Source organism: Bacillus sp. cl95 (assembly GCF_900115925.1).
Taxonomy (GTDB): Bacteria; Bacillota; Bacilli; order Bacillales; family Cytobacillaceae; genus Neobacillus_A.
This window is the reverse complement of the sequence record NZ_FOYF01000014.1, coordinates 1-21,173: the sequence shown is the minus strand read 5'-3', so window position 1 is coordinate 21,173 and position 21,173 is coordinate 1. Positions and strand designations below refer to the sequence as shown.

19 protein-coding genes and 2 riboswitches are annotated in these 21,173 nt (G+C 38.8%); of the genes, 14 read left to right on the top strand and 5 right to left on the bottom strand.

Annotated elements, in window-relative coordinates:
- Positions 1 to 101 precede the first annotated feature (101 nt).
- Both moaC and BMZ31_RS19670 read left to right on the top strand, forming a co-directional pair.
- Entirely contained in the window at positions 102 to 599 is a 498-nt protein-coding gene (gene moaC, locus BMZ31_RS19675; RefSeq protein WP_090833624.1) for a cyclic pyranopterin monophosphate synthase MoaC, read from the top strand.
- Positions 600 to 633: 34 nt separating this feature from the next.
- Positions 634 to 1,287: a redox-sensing transcriptional repressor Rex gene (locus BMZ31_RS19670; RefSeq protein ID WP_090833623.1), complete on the top strand. Its 654-nt coding sequence runs from the start codon at positions 634 to 636 to the stop codon at positions 1,285 to 1,287.
- Between the two features lie 21 nt (positions 1,288 to 1,308).
- Here BMZ31_RS19670 and BMZ31_RS19665 read toward each other — a convergent pair whose 3' ends face one another.
- Together BMZ31_RS19665 and BMZ31_RS19660 are read right to left on the bottom strand one after the other, a co-directional pair.
- Complete coding sequence (locus BMZ31_RS19665; protein WP_090833622.1) at positions 1,309 to 1,509, bottom strand: YdiK family protein; 201 nt, start codon at positions 1,507 to 1,509, stop codon at positions 1,309 to 1,311.
- Positions 1,509 to 2,243, bottom strand: a complete 735-nt coding sequence (locus tag BMZ31_RS19660) for a CPBP family intramembrane glutamic endopeptidase (RefSeq protein ID WP_090833621.1) — start codon at positions 2,241 to 2,243, stop codon at positions 1,509 to 1,511. Before BMZ31_RS19660 ends, BMZ31_RS19665 begins: the two co-directional genes overlap by 1 nt.
- A gap of 305 nt (positions 2,244 to 2,548) precedes the next feature.
- Here BMZ31_RS19660 and groES point away from each other — a divergent pair, with 305 nt between their 5' ends.
- Positions 2,549 to 2,836, top strand: a complete 288-nt coding sequence (gene groES, locus BMZ31_RS19655) for a co-chaperone GroES (RefSeq protein ID WP_090833620.1) — start codon at positions 2,549 to 2,551, stop codon at positions 2,834 to 2,836.
- A gap of 60 nt (positions 2,837 to 2,896) precedes the next feature.
- Positions 2,897 to 4,534, top strand: coding sequence for a chaperonin GroEL (gene groL / locus BMZ31_RS19650; protein ID WP_090833619.1), 1,638 nt, complete (start codon positions 2,897 to 2,899; stop codon positions 4,532 to 4,534).
- A gap of 60 nt (positions 4,535 to 4,594) precedes the next feature.
- Here the strand turns inward: groL and BMZ31_RS19645 are convergent, their stop codons facing one another.
- Positions 4,595 to 5,008, bottom strand: coding sequence for a hypothetical protein (locus tag BMZ31_RS19645; protein WP_139206635.1), 414 nt, complete (start codon positions 5,006 to 5,008; stop codon positions 4,595 to 4,597).
- A 223-nt stretch (positions 5,009 to 5,231) separates the two neighbouring features.
- Positions 5,232 to 5,414 (bottom strand): hypothetical protein, encoded by a 183-nt coding sequence (locus tag BMZ31_RS19640; protein ID WP_090833617.1) that lies wholly within the window; start codon positions 5,412 to 5,414, stop codon positions 5,232 to 5,234.
- Positions 5,415 to 5,850: 436 nt separating this feature from the next.
- On the opposite strand from BMZ31_RS19640, the gene BMZ31_RS19635 reads away from it, so the two are divergent.
- Positions 5,851 to 6,723 (top strand): nucleoside-diphosphate kinase, encoded by an 873-nt coding sequence (locus tag BMZ31_RS19635; RefSeq protein ID WP_175478188.1) that lies wholly within the window; start codon positions 5,851 to 5,853, stop codon positions 6,721 to 6,723.
- Between the two features lie 102 nt (positions 6,724 to 6,825).
- On the opposite strand, the gene BMZ31_RS19630 is transcribed toward BMZ31_RS19635, so the two are convergent.
- Positions 6,826 to 7,362 (bottom strand): ECF transporter S component, encoded by a 537-nt coding sequence (locus BMZ31_RS19630; protein ID WP_090833615.1) that lies wholly within the window; start codon positions 7,360 to 7,362, stop codon positions 6,826 to 6,828.
- Between the two features lie 277 nt (positions 7,363 to 7,639).
- Between BMZ31_RS19630 and BMZ31_RS19625 the strand changes: the two genes are divergently transcribed.
- From BMZ31_RS19625 to ptsG, 9 genes are all read left to right on the top strand, one after another.
- Complete coding sequence (locus BMZ31_RS19625; RefSeq protein WP_090833614.1) at positions 7,640 to 8,080, top strand: hypothetical protein; 441 nt, start codon at positions 7,640 to 7,642, stop codon at positions 8,078 to 8,080.
- 274 nt (positions 8,081 to 8,354) lie between these two features.
- Positions 8,355 to 9,584, top strand: a complete 1,230-nt coding sequence (locus BMZ31_RS19620) for an aminopeptidase (RefSeq protein ID WP_090833613.1) — start codon at positions 8,355 to 8,357, stop codon at positions 9,582 to 9,584.
- Between the two features lie 211 nt (positions 9,585 to 9,795).
- Entirely contained in the window at positions 9,796 to 10,737 is a 942-nt protein-coding gene (locus BMZ31_RS19615; RefSeq protein WP_090833631.1) for an AAA family ATPase, read from the top strand.
- 1 nt (position 10,738) lies between these two features.
- Positions 10,739 to 11,956 (top strand): DUF58 domain-containing protein, encoded by a 1,218-nt coding sequence (locus tag BMZ31_RS19610; RefSeq protein WP_090833612.1) that lies wholly within the window; start codon positions 10,739 to 10,741, stop codon positions 11,954 to 11,956.
- An 11-nt stretch (positions 11,957 to 11,967) separates the two neighbouring features.
- A complete protein-coding gene (locus BMZ31_RS19605; RefSeq protein ID WP_254778935.1) occupies positions 11,968 to 14,163 on the top strand; it encodes a DUF4129 domain-containing transglutaminase family protein in 2,196 nt (731 codons plus the stop codon).
- Between the two features lie 37 nt (positions 14,164 to 14,200).
- A riboswitch (purine riboswitch) is annotated at positions 14,201 to 14,302 on the top strand.
- Positions 14,303 to 14,498: 196 nt separating this feature from the next.
- On the top strand, positions 14,499 to 16,019 hold the full coding sequence (gene guaA, locus BMZ31_RS19600; protein ID WP_175478189.1) for a glutamine-hydrolyzing GMP synthase: 1,521 nt from the start codon (positions 14,499 to 14,501) through the stop codon (positions 16,017 to 16,019).
- A gap of 84 nt (positions 16,020 to 16,103) precedes the next feature.
- A riboswitch (purine riboswitch) is annotated at positions 16,104 to 16,205 on the top strand.
- Positions 16,206 to 16,321: 116 nt separating this feature from the next.
- Positions 16,322 to 17,653, top strand: a complete 1,332-nt coding sequence (locus tag BMZ31_RS19595; RefSeq protein ID WP_090833609.1) for an NCS2 family permease — start codon at positions 16,322 to 16,324, stop codon at positions 17,651 to 17,653.
- A 173-nt stretch (positions 17,654 to 17,826) separates the two neighbouring features.
- Positions 17,827 to 18,669, top strand: coding sequence for a glucose PTS transporter transcription antiterminator GlcT (locus BMZ31_RS19590; RefSeq protein WP_090833608.1), 843 nt, complete (start codon positions 17,827 to 17,829; stop codon positions 18,667 to 18,669).
- A gap of 191 nt (positions 18,670 to 18,860) precedes the next feature.
- Complete coding sequence (gene ptsG, locus BMZ31_RS19585) at positions 18,861 to 20,927, top strand: glucose-specific PTS transporter subunit IIBC (RefSeq protein WP_090833607.1); 2,067 nt, start codon at positions 18,861 to 18,863, stop codon at positions 20,925 to 20,927.
- The last annotated feature ends 246 nt before the right edge of the window (positions 20,928 to 21,173 follow it).

The following is a 21,173-nucleotide window of genomic DNA, read 5'->3' as shown; positions in this document are numbered from 1 at the left end:
TATAACAAACCGCCATAATTGAAATATGTGAAATATGCTACAAAGTTCACACACAAAATTAGGAAAATGGTGTATCATTTTGATTAAGAGGTGTTTGTAACATGTCAGATTTTACTCATTTTAATGAAGAAGGCCGTGCCAAGATGGTCGATGTGAGCGATAAGCCCATCACAACAAGAACGGCTTTGGCGTATTCAAGTATAAAAGTGAAAAAAGAAATCTATGAGAAAATTACTCGTCAGGAAATGAAAAAAGGCGATGTTCTTGCAGTTGCCCAAGTCGCTGGAGTCATGGCCGCTAAGAAAACATGGGACATCATTCCAATGTGTCATCCGTTGTCATTGACGGGAGTAGACATTTCTTTTTCATGGGAAGAATTTAGCGAAGAGGAATATATTTTACATATATCTGCACTTGTGAAGACAAAAGGGAATACGGGTGTGGAAATGGAAGCGTTAACAGCTGCTTCCGCTTGTGCATTGACCGTTTATGATATGTGCAAAGCAGTAGACAAAGGCATGGTCATTGGTCCAACCTATTTGATGGAAAAGTCCGGTGGGAAAAACGGTGACTTTAAAAGAACGGACAGCGTCAAATAATCCAAACATTCTAATGAGGAGGGGGAAATGAACAATGAATCATGAATCAATGAAAATACCGCAGGCGACGGCCAAAAGGCTCCCCTTATATTATCGTTTTGTTAAGAACCTGCACTCATCTGGTAAATTGCGTGTATCTTCTGCTGAACTTAGCGAAGCTGTAAAAGTGGATTCAGCCACTATTCGTCGGGATTTTTCCTATTTTGGTGCACTAGGCAAAAAAGGCTATGGTTATAACGTTAATTATTTGGTGAGTTTTTTCAGTAAGACGCTCGACCAAGATGAATTGACGAAAGTAGCACTTATCGGTGTAGGTAATTTGGGGACAGCATTCCTAAATTATAATTTCTTGAAAAATAACAATACGAAAATTGAGCTTGCTTTTGATGTTGAAGTAGGCAAAGTGGATACATCCATCGGTGATGTGCCTGTCTATCATATGGATGACTTGGAAGCAAAAGTGATGGAACAGAATATTCAGGTTGCCATTTTAACGGTGCCTGCTCCTGTAGCACAAAGTATTACGGACCGACTTGTGGAAGCGAACGTTAAAGGCATATTGAATTTTACACCGGCCCGATTGAATGTACCAGCTTCCATTCGTGTTCACCACATCGACTTGGCAGTTGAGTTACAGTCACTCATCTATTTCCTTAAACATTATCCAACAGGTGAAGAAGAAGAATAAAAAAATGAGTCCGGATTGGACTCATTTTTTTTGTGAATTCTTAATTTTAAAATGAAATAAGATTGCTCTTATTCCAGTGCCAAGATCAAATGTGGCCAAGGCGACAAGAAGGTAGGAAAATAACCCCCAACCATCTTCATTCACGTTTTGAATCGCAAAGTAAGTAAATAAAATTCCTAAAAACACATAAATAATGCCGGAAAACAAAGGTGTCTGACGCATTAAAATCCTCCGATAAAGTTTTGGATACTTTCTGTTTCCTTAATAAGACGTTCAATATCTTCTTTGTATATAGACTGGATCAAAACAACAATTGTATTCATTGCGACGTGGGCAAAAATCGGTACGAGTATGTTCTTGGTTCTTACATACAGGAACGCAAACGTAAAGCCCATGGCAGAATACAAAAGAATATGCTCAGGTTCAAAATGGGCTAATGCAAAGATAACTGAGCTTATTAAAGCTGAAATGAAAAAGTTATACTTCTTATATAGCGATCCAAAAATGATCTTTCGAAAAACGATTTCTTCTAGGATGGGACCGATAATGGAACTGACAAGCATGACGATCGGTAACGTTTCTATAATGTGAATGATCTGTTGGGTATTTTTTGAACCCATTTCCACGCCTAGCATATTTTCGATGCTGGCAGCGATAGATTGTGAGGCCATTGCAAGAAATATTCCTGCTAGCCCCCATCCAATATTACTTCCCATAGATTGGTCAGTAGATCGGTTGAAGCGAGATTCACTCATTTCTTTTCTAAGTAGGAAAAGGACCAGTATGAGTGTAACGGAAAAACTGAACACCAACCAATACGCGACTGAGAGGATTTCTGCATTTTTTCCATCCTGCCCAAGTAAAGTACCAGCAAAAGAGAAAAGCGGAACCCCAACAAGGCTGGAAAATTGCATGCCAATATATATGATTAAAATAATCCAATACTCTTTTTTCACAAATCTATCTCCTTTTAATGAAGTCCGTTACTCTTCATTCTACTCGTAAACAAGAATACATTTCAATGTTTAACAACTGTATAAAACACAAGCGTTAGAGCAAACTTGTGAAGGTTGGTCAATGTCGTCTAAATATCATCTTCTGTCGGTTCTTGTAGATTGATGAGACTATAAGAATCTTTTCAAAAAAAATTAGCTACATACTTGCAAAGTGGGAGCGGATTTATTAATATATTAATTGTGTTAGCACTCGAGTGATGAGAGTGCTAATAAACTTACATATTTCTATTGAGGAGGTTTTTTAAATGTTAAAGCCACTAGGTGATCGCATTGTCATTGAGCTTGTTGCTTCAGAAGAAAAAACTGCAAGCGGTATTGTTTTACCAGACACAGCTAAGGAAAAGCCACAAGAAGGTAAGGTTGTTGCCGTAGGTACTGGCCGCGTCCTTGAAAGTGGAGAGCGCGTTGCACTTGAAGTGTCAGTTGGCGACCGCATTATCTTCTCAAAATACGCTGGAACAGAAGTGAAATACCAAGGAACTGAGTACTTGTTGCTTCGCGAAAATGACGTTCTTGCTGTAATTGGCGAATAATCCGAAACTACTTACTTTTTATAATTAAAATTCTAAATTTATCGAGGGGGTTTACTTATCATGGCTAAAGACATTAAGTTTAGTGAAGACGCTCGTCGCGCAATGCTTCGCGGTGTGGATGCACTTGCAAATGCTGTTAAAGTAACACTTGGACCAAAAGGACGTAACGTGGTTCTTGAAAAGAAATTCGGTTCACCACTTATCACGAATGATGGTGTAACAATCGCGAAAGAAATCGAACTAGAAGATGCTTTCGAAAACATGGGTGCTAAGCTTGTTGCTGAAGTAGCAAGCAAGACAAACGATGTTGCTGGTGACGGTACAACAACTGCAACAGTTCTTGCTCAAGCAATGATCCGTGAAGGTCTTAAGAACGTAACAGCTGGTGCTAACCCAATGGGGATCCGTAAAGGTATCGAAAAAGCGGTTACTACTGCTGTTGAAGAGCTAAAAGCTATCTCTAAGCCAATCGAAAGTAAAGGTTCAATTGCACAAGTTGCTGCAATTTCTGCTGCTGACGAAGAAGTGGGCCAATTGATCGCTGAAGCAATGGAGCGCGTTGGTAACGACGGCGTTATCACAATCGAAGAGTCTAAAGGCTTCACTACAGAACTTGATGTAGTAGAAGGTATGCAATTCGATCGTGGATATGCTTCTCCATACATGGTAACTGATTCTGATAAAATGGAAGCAGTTCTTGATAACCCTTATATCTTAATCACTGACAAGAAAATCGGAAGCATCCAAGAAATCCTTCCAGTTCTTGAGCAAGTGGTACAACAAGGCAAGCCATTATTACTTGTTGCTGAAGACGTTGAAGGTGAAGCACTTGCTACTCTAGTAGTGAACAAACTTCGCGGAACATTCAATGCTGTAGCTGTTAAAGCTCCAGGCTTCGGTGATCGTCGTAAAGCAATGCTTGAAGACATCGCTGCATTAACTGGCGGTGAAGTAATCACTGAAGAATTAGGCCGCGACCTTAAGTCTGCTACAATCGCATCTTTAGGCCGTGCTTCTAAGGTTGTTGTAACGAAAGAAAACACAACAATCGTTGAAGGCGCTGGCGACACTGCACAAATCGGTGCACGCGTTAACCAAATCCGTGTTCAATTAGAAGAAACTACTTCTGAATTCGACCGTGAAAAATTACAAGAGCGTCTTGCTAAATTAGCAGGCGGAGTTGCAGTAATTAAAGTTGGTGCTGCTACTGAAACAGAATTGAAAGAGCGCAAGCTTCGCATTGAAGATGCTTTGAACTCTACTCGTGCTGCTGTTGAAGAAGGTATCGTATCCGGTGGTGGTACTGCACTTCTTAACGTATACAATAAAGTTGCTGCTATCCAAGCTGAAGGTGACGAGCAAACTGGTATCAACATCGTTCTTCGTGCAATCGAAGAGCCTGTACGCCAAATCGCTCACAACGCTGGCCTTGAAGGTTCAGTTATCGTTGATCGCTTGAAGAAAGAAGCAGTAGGAATGGGCTTTAACGCTGCTACTGGCGAATGGGTAAACATGATCGAAGCTGGAATCGTTGACCCAACTAAAGTAACTCGTTACGCTCTTCAAAACGCTGCATCAGTTGCAGCAATGTTCTTAACAACTGAGGCTGTAGTTGCTGACAAGCCAGAACCAGCTGGATCTGGAATGCCTGACATGTCCGGAATGGGCGGTATGGGTGGAATGGGCGGCATGATGTAGCCCACGCATAAAAAAGTGGAATATCAAGGGTTGGAGATTATTCTCCAACCCTTTTTAATGTTATTTTTTACCTTTTTTAGGTAATTTCAAGTTCTGTTCTTTTAACTTCTTCAATTCTATTTTTAACTCTGAAATATCTTTAGTGATATGATCTAGTTTCTTAGATAAAGAAGAAAGCTCTAGAGAAATATCCTTAATAAAATTCTCATGATATTGGTTAACAGAAGGCAATATATTTCCTTGTTTTTCAGCATCTTTAGAAACAGGATTTTTAGAATTCTGATTGGATACAGCCCGTTCCGAAATAGAATTTAGGAGAGAATCATTTTTTAGAAGAGTTGTTGCCAGTTGCATGATAGAACCCAAAGACTTTTCATTTTTCAACAAATTGCCGGCTAGGTTCTTTAAAGTTTCATTGTCTGCAGTAATACCATTGTTTATGTCACTTTTTTCCTCGTTATTTTCAATCATCATTTAACCCCCATTTTAGTTGTTCAATAGCCAAGCTCAAAAATTCCTTTTATCTTATGTCCATTAAATAAAAATGTAGTGTGTTAATATCAAATGTAAGGGAATATACGTATTTAGTACTAACCTTAAAACAATTCGATGGAAAAAACCTAGAAGATCACTTAATCATCTTCTAGGTTTTAACACTCAGATGAGGGACCAAAACTTTAGGTCTTTCTTTTGCTGACTAACAGCCCTGACTAGCGATATCATTAGCAAGATCTCTAATCATATCTCCAGTAGCTGTATTGATTAATAAGTCTGCAAGAAGAGCTACAACAATTAGAAGGAGATAAACTAAGAATCTTCCAAGTAGACATAGAAGTGTATTAATAGTATCACCAGGAGTTTGTTGAACTGAAACACCCATATAACCTCACCTCTTTCTATTACTAGTTTTATAAGAGGCCTCTTATACGAAACATACTATGAAATAAAAGATAGAAGTTATGTGTCAATATAACAAAAGTATAAAAAAGGGGCTGTCCAAATTTATTAAAAATAATAAAACTAGTTTTCTGTCTATAACTAGATAGAAGAGAGAAGATGAAAGAATAATAAAGATTAAAGAACATATAAGCTGATTAAAAACTGAAGCAGTTGTTGCTGACAAGCCAGAACCAGCTGAATCTGATTGCCTGACATGTCCGGAATAATGTAATTTCAAAAAAGGTCCTTTTTTCTCCTTGGGATAAAGACCTTTTTTGTTTGTAATTTTGAATTGAACAGATTAAAGGTCTGTTGTCTATACAACTTTTCCTTTCTTCCATATGTTATTACATAAGAAGAAAAGGAGATTGTACAACGTGAATTGGAACAATATTGGATTCGTGATTTGCAAGCCGGATGCCGTGTACTTAAATTTGGAACAGGAAATCCTTTCATTTCTTAGGGAAAAGGGTTTTGAAATTCTTGCTTGTAAATATGTAACCATTACACCAGATTTATGTCGTCTTTTATATTGGAAAGGCGATGATCATGTAACGGGTTGGTGGTGGGAGTTGGAGGCGGAGTTTTTTAATTTAGGAGAAAGTTTATGTATACTGGTTCAAGGTACAACATCACCTCCGTATCGATCGGTTTCCGAGCTGATTGATCAAAAGATAAAGGGAAACAACAAGCCTGAATATGCAAAGAGTGGGACAATTCGGCGCAAATTTGGAGCAATGAATAGGATTTTTAATCTATTTCACTCGTCAGATTGTACAAAAGCAGCGAAACGAGAGGCACCTTTGTTTTTTACGGATGAAGAGTTTGAAAGCTTAGCGAATGAAAATGTTTCTTGCATACTTAAACAAAATGAAAACACTACTCTAGATATAACTGACACATACTTCCGAATGAAATTACATTGCATTCGGGTTTCTTCCATGAACTCGAACGCGAAGCAAGAGTATTTATACTATATTAACGAGAAGCACCGACAGTCCAGGAGTGTTAGCAATACTAAGAAGCAAATGTGGCTGTACGAAACTTTGCAAGAAGAAAATCGTTTGTTTTATATGGATATTTATGAAAATAAATTACTAAAAGCCATTACTGACTATAGATATTTCAAAAAAATAGATTATGATGCCCTTTTTAAAGTTTTCTCGAAAAGTGGGGTTAAGCTGACAAAATGGGAACGTTGTTTGCTAAAAACAACCATGATCCTTCTATCTAAAAATTATCGAGTATGATGGAGTTTCTTGTATTGATTCTTAACTCAATATACAAAAAAGCCTATAGAGTAATCTTTTTTCAAAAGTTCACTCTATAGGTTACATTCAAAAATACAGTAGTTATTTAATTATCTGTCCAGCTCTTTGTTTTAAACGCCCTGCAAGTGGTACTACAATTATACCGGCAATTACGACCTGCATAACGTTTCCAGGGATTGATCCGAATGGCTGTATCCAGTTACCGTAAAGGATAACTTCGGCAAAATAGTAACCTACGATTTTAATGATAAGTGCCACAGCAACGGCCATTGTGTTTACAACCACTCTTTTCCCTGGGACTTTTTCGGATATAAGACCTGCTAAAAAGCCCATTGCACCTACGATGAAGAATGTAAACGGCGCCCACAATGCATAACCCATGATGATATCGAAGAATCCCATTCCGAAGGCACCTGCTATGGCTCCTGTTTTTTTGCCAAAAACTAAGGCCGCAATAAAAAGAGGAACGTTACCTAGATGGATGAGTCCCCCGTTACCCATAAGCGGTAGCCTTAGGTTGATAAACATTGTGGCTACAAGGGTCAATGCGATGAAAAGTGCATTGATAACTAATGCTTTTGTTTTAGTAGTTTCTATTGGTGAAAATGTTGTATTCACGTAATAACCTCTTCCTTTTCTTAATACTATTATCATACTTTTTTTTAGATACATAATAAATACGGAATCGTATATTTATTTGCACGCTCTCTAGGAAAGAAATGAAACGTTTGTTCCGGAATGGGTAGTTTCAGATTATTCTAGAGCGCAAATTAAGAGGTGGCAGAAATGCTTAAAGTAATAAATGATAAGGAAGAGTTAATTGCTGTATTCAATGGTGAAAGATTTATCCAGATCACCGAAGTGCGTTGAAAATCCATGAATTGAGAGGATTAAGATGGATAGAAAAATTGCAATTTATAAAGGTGGAAAATATAGTGCTATTGTAGAAGGGGATATTGTCTTATTGGTTTTATACCAACCTAAAGAAGGCTTTAAGGTATCGCCTTATGATAAGAACCTGTATGAAAAGGAAGTTCAAAAGCGGGAACTAACCGAATTATATCGTGAATATTTCACGGCGCATTATAAGGATTACGATTTTTTTGTCGTGTCGGACTATGAAGAAAATAGAGAGATAGAAATCGTAACTGTTGACCCTAACATCGGCAGAGAATGTGATCTTGATCCTAAGGATCGAGATTTATTTACCAAGATACTCGGTTCTGGAGATATTTTTCAACTCTTCTATGTAAAAGAAGATTATTTGAATGAGAGAACTGAACGAAAAGAAGTTACATTTGATAAATATTTTGAAGTAGTTGGTAAGCACTCTTAATGCAAATGCGCCGAGGAGGCTTACCGCACTCCTAAGACGAATTTGGCCATGAAAAAGCCGGCATTAGGGATTTTTCATAATTCGTCCCGCGGAAAGTGAGCATCCTGGAGAGAAAATCAAATACTACAATCTATTTGATAAATAGCAACAAAGTTTATGAAAACAGCCTTGCAAAAAGGAGTTTTCCTTTAAAAGAAGAATACATATAAAGTGAAAATGTGGAGTACAAAAATCATGTTAGAGTTGAAAGGATGATACATACAGTGAACATGGAATGGATCTCATTGAAAAATATGCCAGATTAATTGTGAAAACAGGGGTTAATCTTCAAAAGAATCAATTGCTTGTCATTTCGTCTCCGATTGAAACAGCGGCTTTTGCAAAAATGGTTGCTGAAGTTGCCTATAAGGAAGGCGCAGGGAATGTTGTGGTGAAATGGGAGGACGACGAACTTGCCAAAATTCGCTACTTGTATGCACCTGATCAGGCGCTAGTAAATTATCCTGAATGGGAACAGGATTTTTACTTGAAGACGGTTAAGGCAGATGCAGCATATATCAATATTTACGCGGCGGATCCGGAAATGTTTAAGGGTGTTGATCCTGAAAGAATTGCAAAGGCTCAAAAAGCGGCGAGCATAGCTATTAAAGAATACCGTGAAAGACGGATGAGTAACAAAAACCGCTGGGCTGTTGTATCTGTTCCAACTGAATCATGGGCAAAAAAGGTATTCCCTGAATTGTCTTCAGAAGCGGCTATCGAGAAGATGTGGGAAGTGATTTTGAAAACAGTGAGAGCGGACCTAGAGAACCCGCTTGAGGCTTGGGAAGGACATAAGCGCAATCTTAAAGAAAGAATCCATTTCATGCATTCTAACAGAATTGTGAGCCTTCACTTTACCAACTCCCTAGGCACAGATTTGAAAATCGATCTTCCTAATGAACATCAGTGGCTTGGTGGCTCTGAACATTCACCAGATGGTGTTGAGTTTATTGCCAATATGCCAACAGAGGAAATTTTCACGGTTCCAAAGAAGACAGCGGTAAATGGTAAGGTTGTGGCGTCAAAGCCGCTACACTACAATGGAAACCTAATTGAGGATTTCTACCTAACCTTCAAGGACGGCAAGGTTGTTGAGTACGATGCGAAAAACGGTTTGGAGACACTGAAAAAATTAATCGAGACGGACGAAGGTTCAGCTTACTTGGGAGAAGTGGCTCTTGTACCATTTGATTCCCCAATCTCAAGTATGAATATTCTATTTTACAACACATTGTATGATGAAAATGCGTCCTGTCATTTGGCTTTAGGAAAGGCATATCCAGTAAACATCAAAAATAGTGATAACTATAGTAAGGAAGAACTGACTGAACTTGGTGTGAATGATTCTCTCGTACACGCAGATTTCATGTTTGGTACAAGAGATCTGGTAATTATGGGAACAACGGATGAAGGTCAAGAAGTAAAAGTGTTTGAGAATGGTAATTTCGTTTTTGAAAAGTAAGAGTCATATCCCTCTATTATGGAGATTCCAAAAGCTTGAATGAAATATCAGAAAAATATGTAACTTATACAAAAATCCTCCGTCTAAATGAGATAGGGGATTTTTTTCGTAACAAAAAGACAAGGGTTTTTACAATATTTGCCGAATTGTATACGGAAAGATGTTTTTTTCAGTTAACATATTTTAGGGGGGATCTGAAGTGCGTGAACAAATGAATCCTACAGTAGAAAAGATACTTCAAAATATCGAGAAAGTTATGATTGGAAAAAGGAATGTAGCCGAACTTAGCTTAGTTGCTTTGCTTGCCAACGGGCATGTGCTTTTAGAAGATGTCCCGGGTGTCGGGAAAACGATGATGGTCCGCGCTTTGTCTAAATCAGTAAGCGCTAGGTTTAGAAGGATACAATTCACACCGGATTTATTGCCGTCTGATGTTACGGGTGTTTCCATTTATAATCCGAAGGAGATGGAATTTCAGTTCCGTCCAGGTCCGCTTATGGGCAATATCATTCTTGCGGATGAAATCAATCGTACATCACCTAAGACTCAGTCTGCTCTATTAGAGGGAATGGAAGAAAGTAGCGTTACCATTGATGGTGTAACACATATTCTTGAAAAGCCATTCTTTGTCATGGCCACTCAAAACCCAATTGAATACGAAGGAACATATCCGCTTCCGGAAGCGCAGCTTGATCGTTTCTTATTGAAAATGAAAATGGGTTATCCAGAACTTGATGAAGAAATGGAAGTATTGAACCGTGCCCAAAAGGTCCCGCCGATTGAAGATTTGACTCCTGTCATTTCACTTGAAGAACTACGTGAATTACAAAATGAAATCAAAACAGTCTTTGTTGACGACACAATCAAAAGGTATATCGTCGACATCGCTCATCGCACAAGAATACATAATAGTGTTTATTTAGGAGCAAGCCCTCGTGGATCGATTGCCTTGATGAAAGCAGCTCAAGCCTACGCATTTATGTATGGTCGCGATTATGTATTGCCTGACGACATTCAATATTTAGCTCCTGCAGTTTTTTCACATCGTTTGATCTTAAAATCAGAGGCGAAGTTTGAAGGGATCACGGCTGAAGAAATTGTAAACCGTGTCATCGCCAGAGTTCCTGTACCTGTACAAAGGCTTGTGAAGTAAGATGCCGAACGTATGGTCCGGAAGTAAAAAAGTTTGGAAGTTCATCGTCTTGGTCGCTCTCATTGTTGTGACGTTTTGTTATGCAATGTTCCAAGGCGGTTTTGTAAGCTGGTTCTTATTTTACAGCTTCGTTCCTTTTGCTCTATATGGTCTCGGTCTTAGTTTTTATCGACTTGATGATATCAGCTTGGAGCGGAAAATCTCCAAAACAGACTACAATGCAGGGGAAACATTATCAGTAGAAATTCTTTTGATAAGAAAAAGCCGTTTTCCGTTATTTTATTTAGTGGTGGAAGACATCCTTAACGATTCATTAAAGAATGCGGGGAGATACCAACTAGGGAAAACATTGCTTTTCCCAGGGTTTCGAACAGAATTTTCTTTTCAGTACAAAGTGGAAGACCTTCCGAGAGGAGAACACTTTTTAGAAGAACTACAGATAAGAGCGGGCGATGTTTTAGGGTTGATTGAAAAACAGGCTCGTTTTCAAGTTAGCAATCGGATCATTGTGTATCCTGCTTTTACGGAGATGATTTATCGACCATTCGAAAATCATTACGATCAAGGAATGACTGCTTCAAGAGAAAGGGTTCAAAGGGATACGTCCATGGCCATTGGAGTAAGGGAGTATCAACCCGGAGATCGTTTTTCATGGATCAATTGGAAGGCAACTGCAAAGCGGAATGACATTATGACGAAAGAGTTTGAACAACGTCAATCACACGATGTCTATGTGGTAATGGATTGTGCCCCAGAGAAACGTTTTGAGACCATCGTTTCTTTTACGGCGTCCTTGCTTCGATCCATTTTGCGCAAAGGGGCACAGGCTGGTTTGCTGACAATCAGCAAAGAACGTTCATCTTTTCCGAGTCGAGGAGGGGAAGGACATTTACACCAGCTTTTCTACCATTTGGCCAAAATCCAAGCTAAATGTGAAGGATCCATTGATCGGGTCTTGGAAGCAGAAAAAACATTTACTCAGCAAAATATGATGCTCATGGTTGTAACGGGACAACTGTCCAAAACACTAATTGAGAAAGCCAGCTATTTTAGTCAACGGAGTGCTTCTGTGACCATCTTTTTAGTAAAGTCTGAAAAAGAAATCCCAACTCCAAATGAAATCTCTCTTAAGGCGAGCGCAAATGCGCGCGGGGTGAGGGTAGTTTTGATACATGAAGGACAATTTATGTCTGCCTTTACGGAGGTGAATGCGGGATGACATCTTCTTCTATGAGAAAAGATTCTGCTAGCCTATTGCTCTACGTTTGTGGATTTTTGTTGCTATGGGAATGGTTGAGACCGATAGAGCAGCTGACACAAACGGATCATATCGCCATTTTTATAGCCTTTCCGCTTTTGGCGTTGTTTTTGTCCTATATTGAAGTCAATAAGATAGCTCAGGTTTTGATTAAGTCGCTATATGTGATTTACGCCCTTTACTTTATTTATTTCGAAGGCGGATTTTTTAATGCAACATGGATAGGATTCTTTTGGACAGATCTGAAATCTAATTTTTCCACTTTATTAAAAGCGGACTGGTATGGCTTATCAGATGTGTTCAGGTCGCTGCTTTTCTTCGTGTTGCTTTGGTTGATGACCTACTTGATCGAGTATTGGCTGTTAAGAAGAAAAAGCATCTTCATTTTCTTTTTCTTAACGTTAATCTATATTACGGTGTTGGATACTTTTACTGTATATAAAGCGAATACGGCCATTATCAGGACAATCGTCATCGGATTTTCTGTCATGGGAATGCTCACTTTCTTTCGTTTAATCACAAAGGAAAAATTAATTCGGGAACGATTTAAAATGAGCAAATGGATGGTTCCGCTGGCGGTAATGATTACGGTTAGTGTTGGAATCGGTTTTGTGGCACCGAAAGCTGCCCCAATTTGGCCCGATCCTGTACCATATTTAAAGTCGTTTAGTGACCAAGCAGGCGGAGGGTATGTAAAGAAAATAGGCTACGGTATCGATGACTCCCAGCTTGGAGGTCCGTTTATTGGCGATGATAGCATCGTCTATCGAATCAAGACCGACCAAGAAAATTACTGGAAGGTAGAGTCGAAAGATATTTATACCGGTAAAGGTTGGGAAGTTTCAAATTTACAACAAACTAGATTCTCTTTTCTTGCTGAAGGGGAAATCCCAGTTAAATCTTTTCTCGATGTCGTAAATGTGAAAGAAAATAGTGCCTCGGTCATGGCAATTAAAAATTATGATCATATTGTCTATCCATTAGGCTTGAAGCATATTGATGCTTCTTTTGAAAGTAAGTATGAGATGGATCCGAACCTTGAAAAAATTTACTCTTATGATCAAGCTGGAAATCCTGTTACTTTAGATGAGTATGTTGTTCAATATGACATTCCAAAGTATAGTGTGACAGAGTTGATGAAGAATTCGAAATTAAATTCAAACCTGGATGCTCAAACATTGAGCCGCTATACCCAACTCCCGGAAAATCTTCCACAAAGGGTACGAGACCTTGCACTGGAGATTACAAAAGACAAAAAGAACTGGTTTGATCAAGCAAGAGCCATAGAAAAATACTTTGACAGCTCTGCATACACATATGACCAAAAAGATGTTGCTGTTCCAAAAGAGGATCAAGATTATGTAGACCAATTTCTTTTTGAAACGAAGAAAGGGTATTGCGATAACTTCTCTTCTTCTATGGTCGTGTTACTTCGTTCAGTTGGTATCCCAGCCAGATGGGTAAAGGGATATACAGAAGGTGAGTTCAAAGAATATACGACAGACGAAGCAGCCAAAAAGATATATGAGATTACCAATAACAATGCACATTCATGGGTAGAAGTTTATTTCCCGAATCAAGGTTGGGTAACATTCGAGCCGACAAAAGGTTTTTCGAATAGTACTAATTTTGACTTTGATCAAAAAACAGATACAGCAGGACAATCTCAAGTAACCCCTCCAGTTCCGGCCTCTAAGCCTAAACAAGACCGTTTGGATAAACTTGAGCAGGACACAAAAGTGACGAAGAAAAAGGTTACTTTCAAGTCAATTTTGTTAGATGTTCAAACATTCTTTAAGGATAATTGGAAATGGTTCGTACTAGGAATGCTCGTTTTGATTGCGGCAGTCGGCTTCGTCTATAGCAAGCGAGGCAAGTGGATGCCATATTTCCTTATTTACCGATTTAAGTATAGTAAAAAAGACGAACATCTTGCAGCTGCCTATTTGCAACTCCTTATTCAATTGGAACGATATGGGTTGAAGAGAAAGAAAGATCAAACGCTAAGAAATTATGCTCGTTATGTTGATACATTTTTTTCGACGAGGGAAATGAGCAAATTGACATCGAAGTATGAACAATATTTGTATCGACAGGAACGGACGCATGGTAGTTGGAAAGAAACGAAAGAATTGTGGGAAAATTTAATTAAAAAGACAATTGCTTGACCAGAAATTTAACGTGTGGTTACAATATGAGTGGAAACTAAATATTGTACATAACCTTCATATATCCTCGATAATATGGATCGAAAGTCTCTACCGAATCACCGTAAATGATTTGACTATGAAGGCAGAAATTTCTGTTGATAGCACTGTGAGAGAACTAGATTTCTGCCTTCCTTTTTTTTATTTGGGAGGCGGAATCTAGTTTTTTTTATTTTAAAAAACATTCCATTTCGATGAAATGTTTTTTAATGGGTAAGTGAACAATAGAGATAAAGTTAACATTTTGAAAGAGGTGGCTGGATTTGTCAGGTAAAGCAGAGCTTCATAACCAAGAGATGATTGTTGTTTTGGATTTTGGCAGTCAATATAACCAATTGATTACAAGAAGGATCCGTGAATTTGGAGTTTATAGTGAACTGCATCCTCACACGATTACGGTGGAAGAAATTCAAGCGCTCAATCCGAAAGGAATCATTTTTTCAGGCGGCCCTAATAGTGTTTATGACGAAAATTCATTCCGTTGTGACGAAAGAATTTTTGAAATGGGCTTGCCGATCCTAGGTATTTGTTACGGTATGCAATTAATGACGATGCATTTCGACGGTAAAGTGGAAAAAGCAAAAAATCGCGAATATGGTAAAGCGGCGATCAATGTTCAAAACGAGTCAAAGTTGCTTGCTAAATTACCAAATGAGCAAATCGTGTGGATGAGTCACGGAGATTTAGTAGTTGAAACTCCAGCAGGATTCAAAATTGATGCAACGAATCCTTCTTGTCCGATTGCGGCAATGAGTGATGAGGATCGTCGTTTGTATGCTGTTCAATTCCATCCGGAAGTGAATCACTCTGTATATGGCAATGAAATGCTGAAGAATTTTGTATTCGGTGTTTGTGAATGCACAGGCGACTGGTCAATGGAAAACTTCATTGAAATCGAATTGGAAAAAATCCGTCAAACTGTCGGTGACAAGAAAGTTCTTTGTGCATTAAGTGGAGGCGTTGATTCATCTGTTGTTGCCGTATTGATTCATCGAGCGATCGGTGATCAATTGACATGTATCTTTGTTGATCACGGCTTACTTCGTAAAAATGAAGCTGAAGGTGTGATGAAGACTTTTGCTGATGGCTTCAATATGAATGTTATAAAGGTTGATGCAAAAGACCGATTCATGGAAAAGTTAAAGGGCGTGTCTGACCCTGAGCAAAAACGCAAGATTATCGGTAACGAATTTATTTACGTATTTGATGATGAAGCGGTTAAGTTGCAAGGTATTGAATTCCTTGCACAAGGAACGCTTTATACAGATATCATTGAAAGCGGAACGGCTACTGCGCAAACCATCAAGTCTCATCACAATGTCGGTGGACTTCCTGAAGACATGCAGTTCACATTAATTGAGCCTTTAAACACGCTGTTTAAAGACGAAGTCCGTGCGCTTGGTACAGAGTTGGGTATTCCTGATGAAGTGGTTTGGCGTCAGCCTTTCCCTGGGCCGGGTCTAGGTATTCGTGTACTTGGCGAAATCACAGAAGAAAAACTCGAAATCGTGCGTGAGTCTGACATGATTTTACGCGACGAAATCAAAAAAGCTGGTCTTGATCGTGATATATGGCAATACTTCACGGTGCTACCTGACGTGAGAAGTGTAGGGGTAATGGGTGACGCTCGAACTTACGATTATACAATCGGTATTCGTGCTGTAACTTCTATAGACGGTATGACATCAGACTGGGCAAGAATTCCTTGGGATGTACTTGAGGTCATTTCGACACGTATTGTAAATGAAGTTCCACATATTAACCGAGTTGTCTATGATATTACTAGCAAACCACCTGCTACGATTGAGTGGGAATAGATTAACACGAACGAACTCTAAAATATATTAAAAATTGTTCGTGTTTTGTGTTGACGAATATGATCGAATGGTGGTATATTAAGAACGAATTAATCGAATAATCTTCGTATAATGTTGGGGATATGGCCCAAAAGTTTCTACCGAGCTACCGTAAACAGCTTGACTACGAGGTGCATGTTTGAATAGGGGATAAACTGGCGTATGCTGGATCCTACTCTATTTACATATACCTTTGTCAACGCTCCGGTAGAATGCCGGAGCGTTTTTGTTCTTTTATAGAAAGAAAAATGGGGGAATGTAGTTTGAAAAAGTATTTTCAGTTTGAAGAGTTAGGAACGAGTTACCGTCAGGAATTTATGGGTGGTTTAACAACATTCTTGGCAATGGCCTATATCTTGATTGTAAACCCGATCACATTGTCACTTGCGAACATTAAGGACCTTCCAGATGCAATGAGAATGGATTATGGTGCCGTGTTTGTCGCAACTGCATTGGCAGCAGCTGTAGGTTCACTTGTCATGGGGTTACTCGCTAGATATCCTTTGGCCCTTGCACCAGGAATGGGATTAAATGCATTCTTTGCCTATACAGTAGTATTAGGAAGTGGAATTCCGTGGCAGCACGCATTAGGTGCGGTTTTCATTTCAGGTGTTTTCTTCTTATTATTAACGATGTCAGGTCTTCGTGAAAAAATCATCAACGCGATCCCAGAAGATTTAAAGCATGCTGTGGGAGCGGGTATCGGTTTATTCATCACTTTCATCGGCCTTCAAAATGCCGGTATTATTGTAAACAACGATGCAACACTAGTTGGTTTAGGAGATTTATCAAACGGAAACACATTACTTGCTATCTTTGGAATCGTCGTTACCGTCATTTTAATGACAAGGGGTTATAAAGGCGGCGTATTTTATGGAATGGTATTAACGGTTATCGTTGGAATGATTTTCAATCTGATTGATACACCTGATAGAGTAGTAGACAATGTTCCAAGTTTAGCACCAACATTCGGTTCTGTTTTCTCATCATTTGGTGACAGTTCTTTCTATACAACAACAATGCTTGGAATTGTTCTTACTTTCTTATTTGTAGACTTCTTTGATAACGCTGGAACTCTAGTAGCTGTAGCTAACCAAGCGGGATTAGTAAAAGATAATAAATTACCTCGTGCAGGTAAGGCGTTATTTGCAGATTCAATTGCATCAATTGTAGGGGCTGTATTGGGAACATCTACAACGACTTCTTATATTGAATCATCGGCAGGTGTCGCTTCAGGTGCAAAAACAGGCTTCGCTTCAGTTGTAACTGCTGGACTATTTATTCTGTCATTATTCTTTTTTCCTTTATTGTCAGTTGTTACTGCTCCAGTTACGGCGCCTGCACTCATTATTGTTGGTGTATTGATGGTTTCTTCATTAGGCAAGATTGATTGGAATCGCTTTGAAATTGCAGTCCCTGCCTTCATGACAATGATTGCAATGCCACTATCCTACAGTATCGCAACTGGGATTGCGGCTGGATTCATCTTCTATCCAATAACAATGCTAATCAAAGGTCGCAAAAAAGAAATCCATCCAATCATGTACATCTTTTTCATCATCTTTGTTTTATACTTTGTCTTTTTACAAGAATAGTAGAAGGGAACCGCGGTTTATCTGCGGTTCTTTTTTTTGTGAAACAAACAATACCTCTGGTGGTAACTTTTGACGTTTTCTTGAAACTTGCTCTTTGTCATTGACTTAATAATCCTACTCTAATAACATGAAAATACTGAAAATAGCTATGTTTGCAAGGAGAATGGATCTGCATGGCAGAGATAAAAATAAGTAAAGTTTTAAATAATAACGTACTCATTGCCGATCATCCTTCTTTTGGTGAAGTGGTTGTAATCGGCAAGGGGATTGGTTTCAACCGAAAACGAGATGATTTGATTAACTCAGATTCCGTCGAGAAATTTTTTGTGTTGAAAAATGAAAAAGAGCAGCAAAACTATGTAAAGCTCTTGCCGTTTTTGGAGAACGGATTACAAGAAGCAATTATTGCTTCCATAGAACATATAAAGAAAAGAACGAATGCTACGTTAAATGAACACATCCATGTTGGGCTTACGGACCACTTGATGTTTGCGGTCAACAGACTTTCGCAAGGGATGGAAGTGCAAAATCCATTTCTGGTCGAAACAAAGACTCTATACTCCTTAGAATATGATATTGCGAGTGAAATCGTGGAGATCATCCGTGAAAAGACGAATGTCAATTTACCAAAAGGAGAAATTGGCTTTATCGCTCTGCATATTCACAGTGCGATTACAAACAAGAATCTAGCAGATGTCAATAGTCACTCCCAGTTGGTGACTAGACTAGTTAATATGATAGAAGAACAGCTGGATATTAAAATTGATAAAGAAAGCGTCGACTACATGCGTCTAGTCAGGCATTTGCGATTTGCCATCGAGAGGGTCAATAAAGAGGAGCGAGTAGAAGAACCAGAAAAAATTGCAACTCTATTGAAGGAAGAGTATCCTTTATGCTATAATCTCTCGTGGAAGCTCATTAAAGTCATGCAGCAAGCACTTCAAAAACAAGTGTTTGATGCCGAAGCGGTGTATTTAACCATGCATTTGCAGAGGCTTCAGAAAAAAGTTAAATAACCATTTTCTTTCACGTGTTACTGATACGATCAGGCATGAGTGAAGAAGATAATTGAAATGGAATTTTTGGGGTAATATAACCCTGAGCATTCTTTCGATTGTTTTCTTTCCTCATGCCTTTTTTATTTGTTTTTAGGGTGCTTTCGATTGAAAACGCTTAATGAGCCAATATATCTTAAGGAGGTAATAACATGTTCAAAAAACTTTTCGGCGTGTTGCAAAAAGTCGGTAAAGCACTTATGCTTCCGGTTGCGATCTTGCCAGCGGCAGGAATCTTGTTGGCTATCGGCGCAGCACTTCAAAATCCAGTTTTATTAGATATCGCTCCATTCTTAAAAGCTGATGGAGTAGTAATGGTTGCATCTGTAATGGAAAAAGCGGGTGGAATCATCTTCGGAAACCTTGCTTTGCTATTTGCGGTAGGTGTTGCAATTGGTTTAGCGGGTGGAGAAGGCGTTGCTGGTTTGGCAGCAATCGTAGGTTTCCTTATCATGAATGTAACGATGGGAACTACTCTTGGAATTACACCTGAGACTTTAGGTGAAAATCCTCAAGGTTACGCATCTGTTCTAGGGATTCCAACACTTCAAACAGGTGTATTTGGTGGTATTATCGTAGGTATTCTAGCGGCATCGATGTATAATCGTTTCTACAATATCGAATTACCGTCTTACCTTGGATTCTTTGCGGGTAAACGTTTTGTACCTATTGCTACAGCGGCAAGCTCTGTTATCTTAGGTTTAATCATGATTGTAATCTGGCCTCCGGTTCAAGAAGGTTTGAATGCATTCTCTAACAACATGGTTCATGCAAACTTAACTATTTCTGCGTTTATCTTCGGTGTCATTGAACGAGCGTTAATTCCGTTCGGACTTCACCATATTTTTTACGCGCCATTTTGGTTTGAATTTGGTTCATATACAAATGAAGCAGGGGAAATCGTTAGAGGTGACCAAGCTATCTTTATGAATCAAATTAAAGACGGTGTACAAGATCTTACTGCTGGTACATTCATGACTGGTAAATTCCCATTCATGATGTTTGGTCTTCCGGCTGCAGCATATGCAATTTATAAAGAAGCGCGTCCTGAACAAAAGAAGATTGTTGCAGGGATCATGGGTTCTGCTGCATTAACTTCTTTCTTAACAGGTATTACTGAACCGATCGAATTCTCATTCTTGTTTGTAGCACCTATTCTTTTCGGTATCCATACAATCTTTGCAGGTCTTTCATTTATGGTAATGCACATTTTAAATGTAAAAATCGGCATGACTTTCTCTGGTGGTTTAATCGACTACATTCTATTCGGTCTTATTAATCCGCAAACAAACGCTTGGCTTGTTATTCCTGTAGGTTTAGTATTTGCGGTTATCTACTACTTTGGTTTCCGTTTTGCGATTCGTAAGTTTAACCTTATGACACCAGGACGTGAAGAAGTGAAGGAAGAAGAAGTGGGAACGACTACACAATCGGGAGAACTTCCTTATGAAATTCTTAAGGCTATGGGTGGTAAAGAAAATATCGCTCACCTAGATGCTTGTATCACGCGCCTACGTGTATCCGTTAATGATGCAAAAAATGTTGATAAAGATCGTTTGAAAAAGTTAGGTGCTTCAGGAGTGCTTGAAGTAGGTAACAGCATTCAAGCAATCTTTGGTCCGCGTTCTGAAACGATTAAAGGTCAAATGAAAGATATTATGAATGGTAAAACTCCAGTTGCTGTTGCGAAAGCACCAGAAAAAGGAGTAGAACAACAAATTGAAGAAGTGAATCCTGAAGCACTTCAAACGGAGTCAAAAGGTAAAGAGGTATTCGTTTCTCCTATTAAAGGTGAAATCAAACCTATCACTGAAGTTCCTGACCAAGTATTCTCTGGAAAGATGATGGGAGACGGTTTTGCGATTATTCCTTCTGAAGGTACAATCGTTTCTCCTGTTGATGGTAAGATTATCAACCTATTCCCGACAAAGCATGCAATGGGTATTCTTTCTGATACTGGCCGTGAGATTTTAATCCATGTGGGTATCGATACGGTTAACTTAAAAGGTGAAGGATTTGAAGCCCTTGTATCTGAAAACGATACGATCAAAAAGGGACAGCCTTTATTAAAGGTAGATTTAGACTTCATTAAAGAAAGAGCAACTTCTATCATGACTCCAATTGTTTTCACAAACCTAGCTGCAGGTGAGAGCATTGTGATCAACAAGTCTGGTAACGTTGACTTAGAAGAAGAAAACATCATTACTATTTCTAAGTAACTTGATGCGGAAACACCGGCCTAAGTGGTCGGTGTTTTTTATTGTTCTATTTTAATAAAATAGATGTTGACGCCTATTGAGGATGGTGGTAGTATATTAAAGCAGTCGTTAATAACGAGTTAACAACGTTGAGAAGTTGAAAAAAGTTGTTGACATCGAAATTACGAAGTGTTAATATAATAAAGTTGCTTCCGAGCGACGAACAAATTGTTCCTTGAAAACTAAACAAACAAAAATGTCAACAAA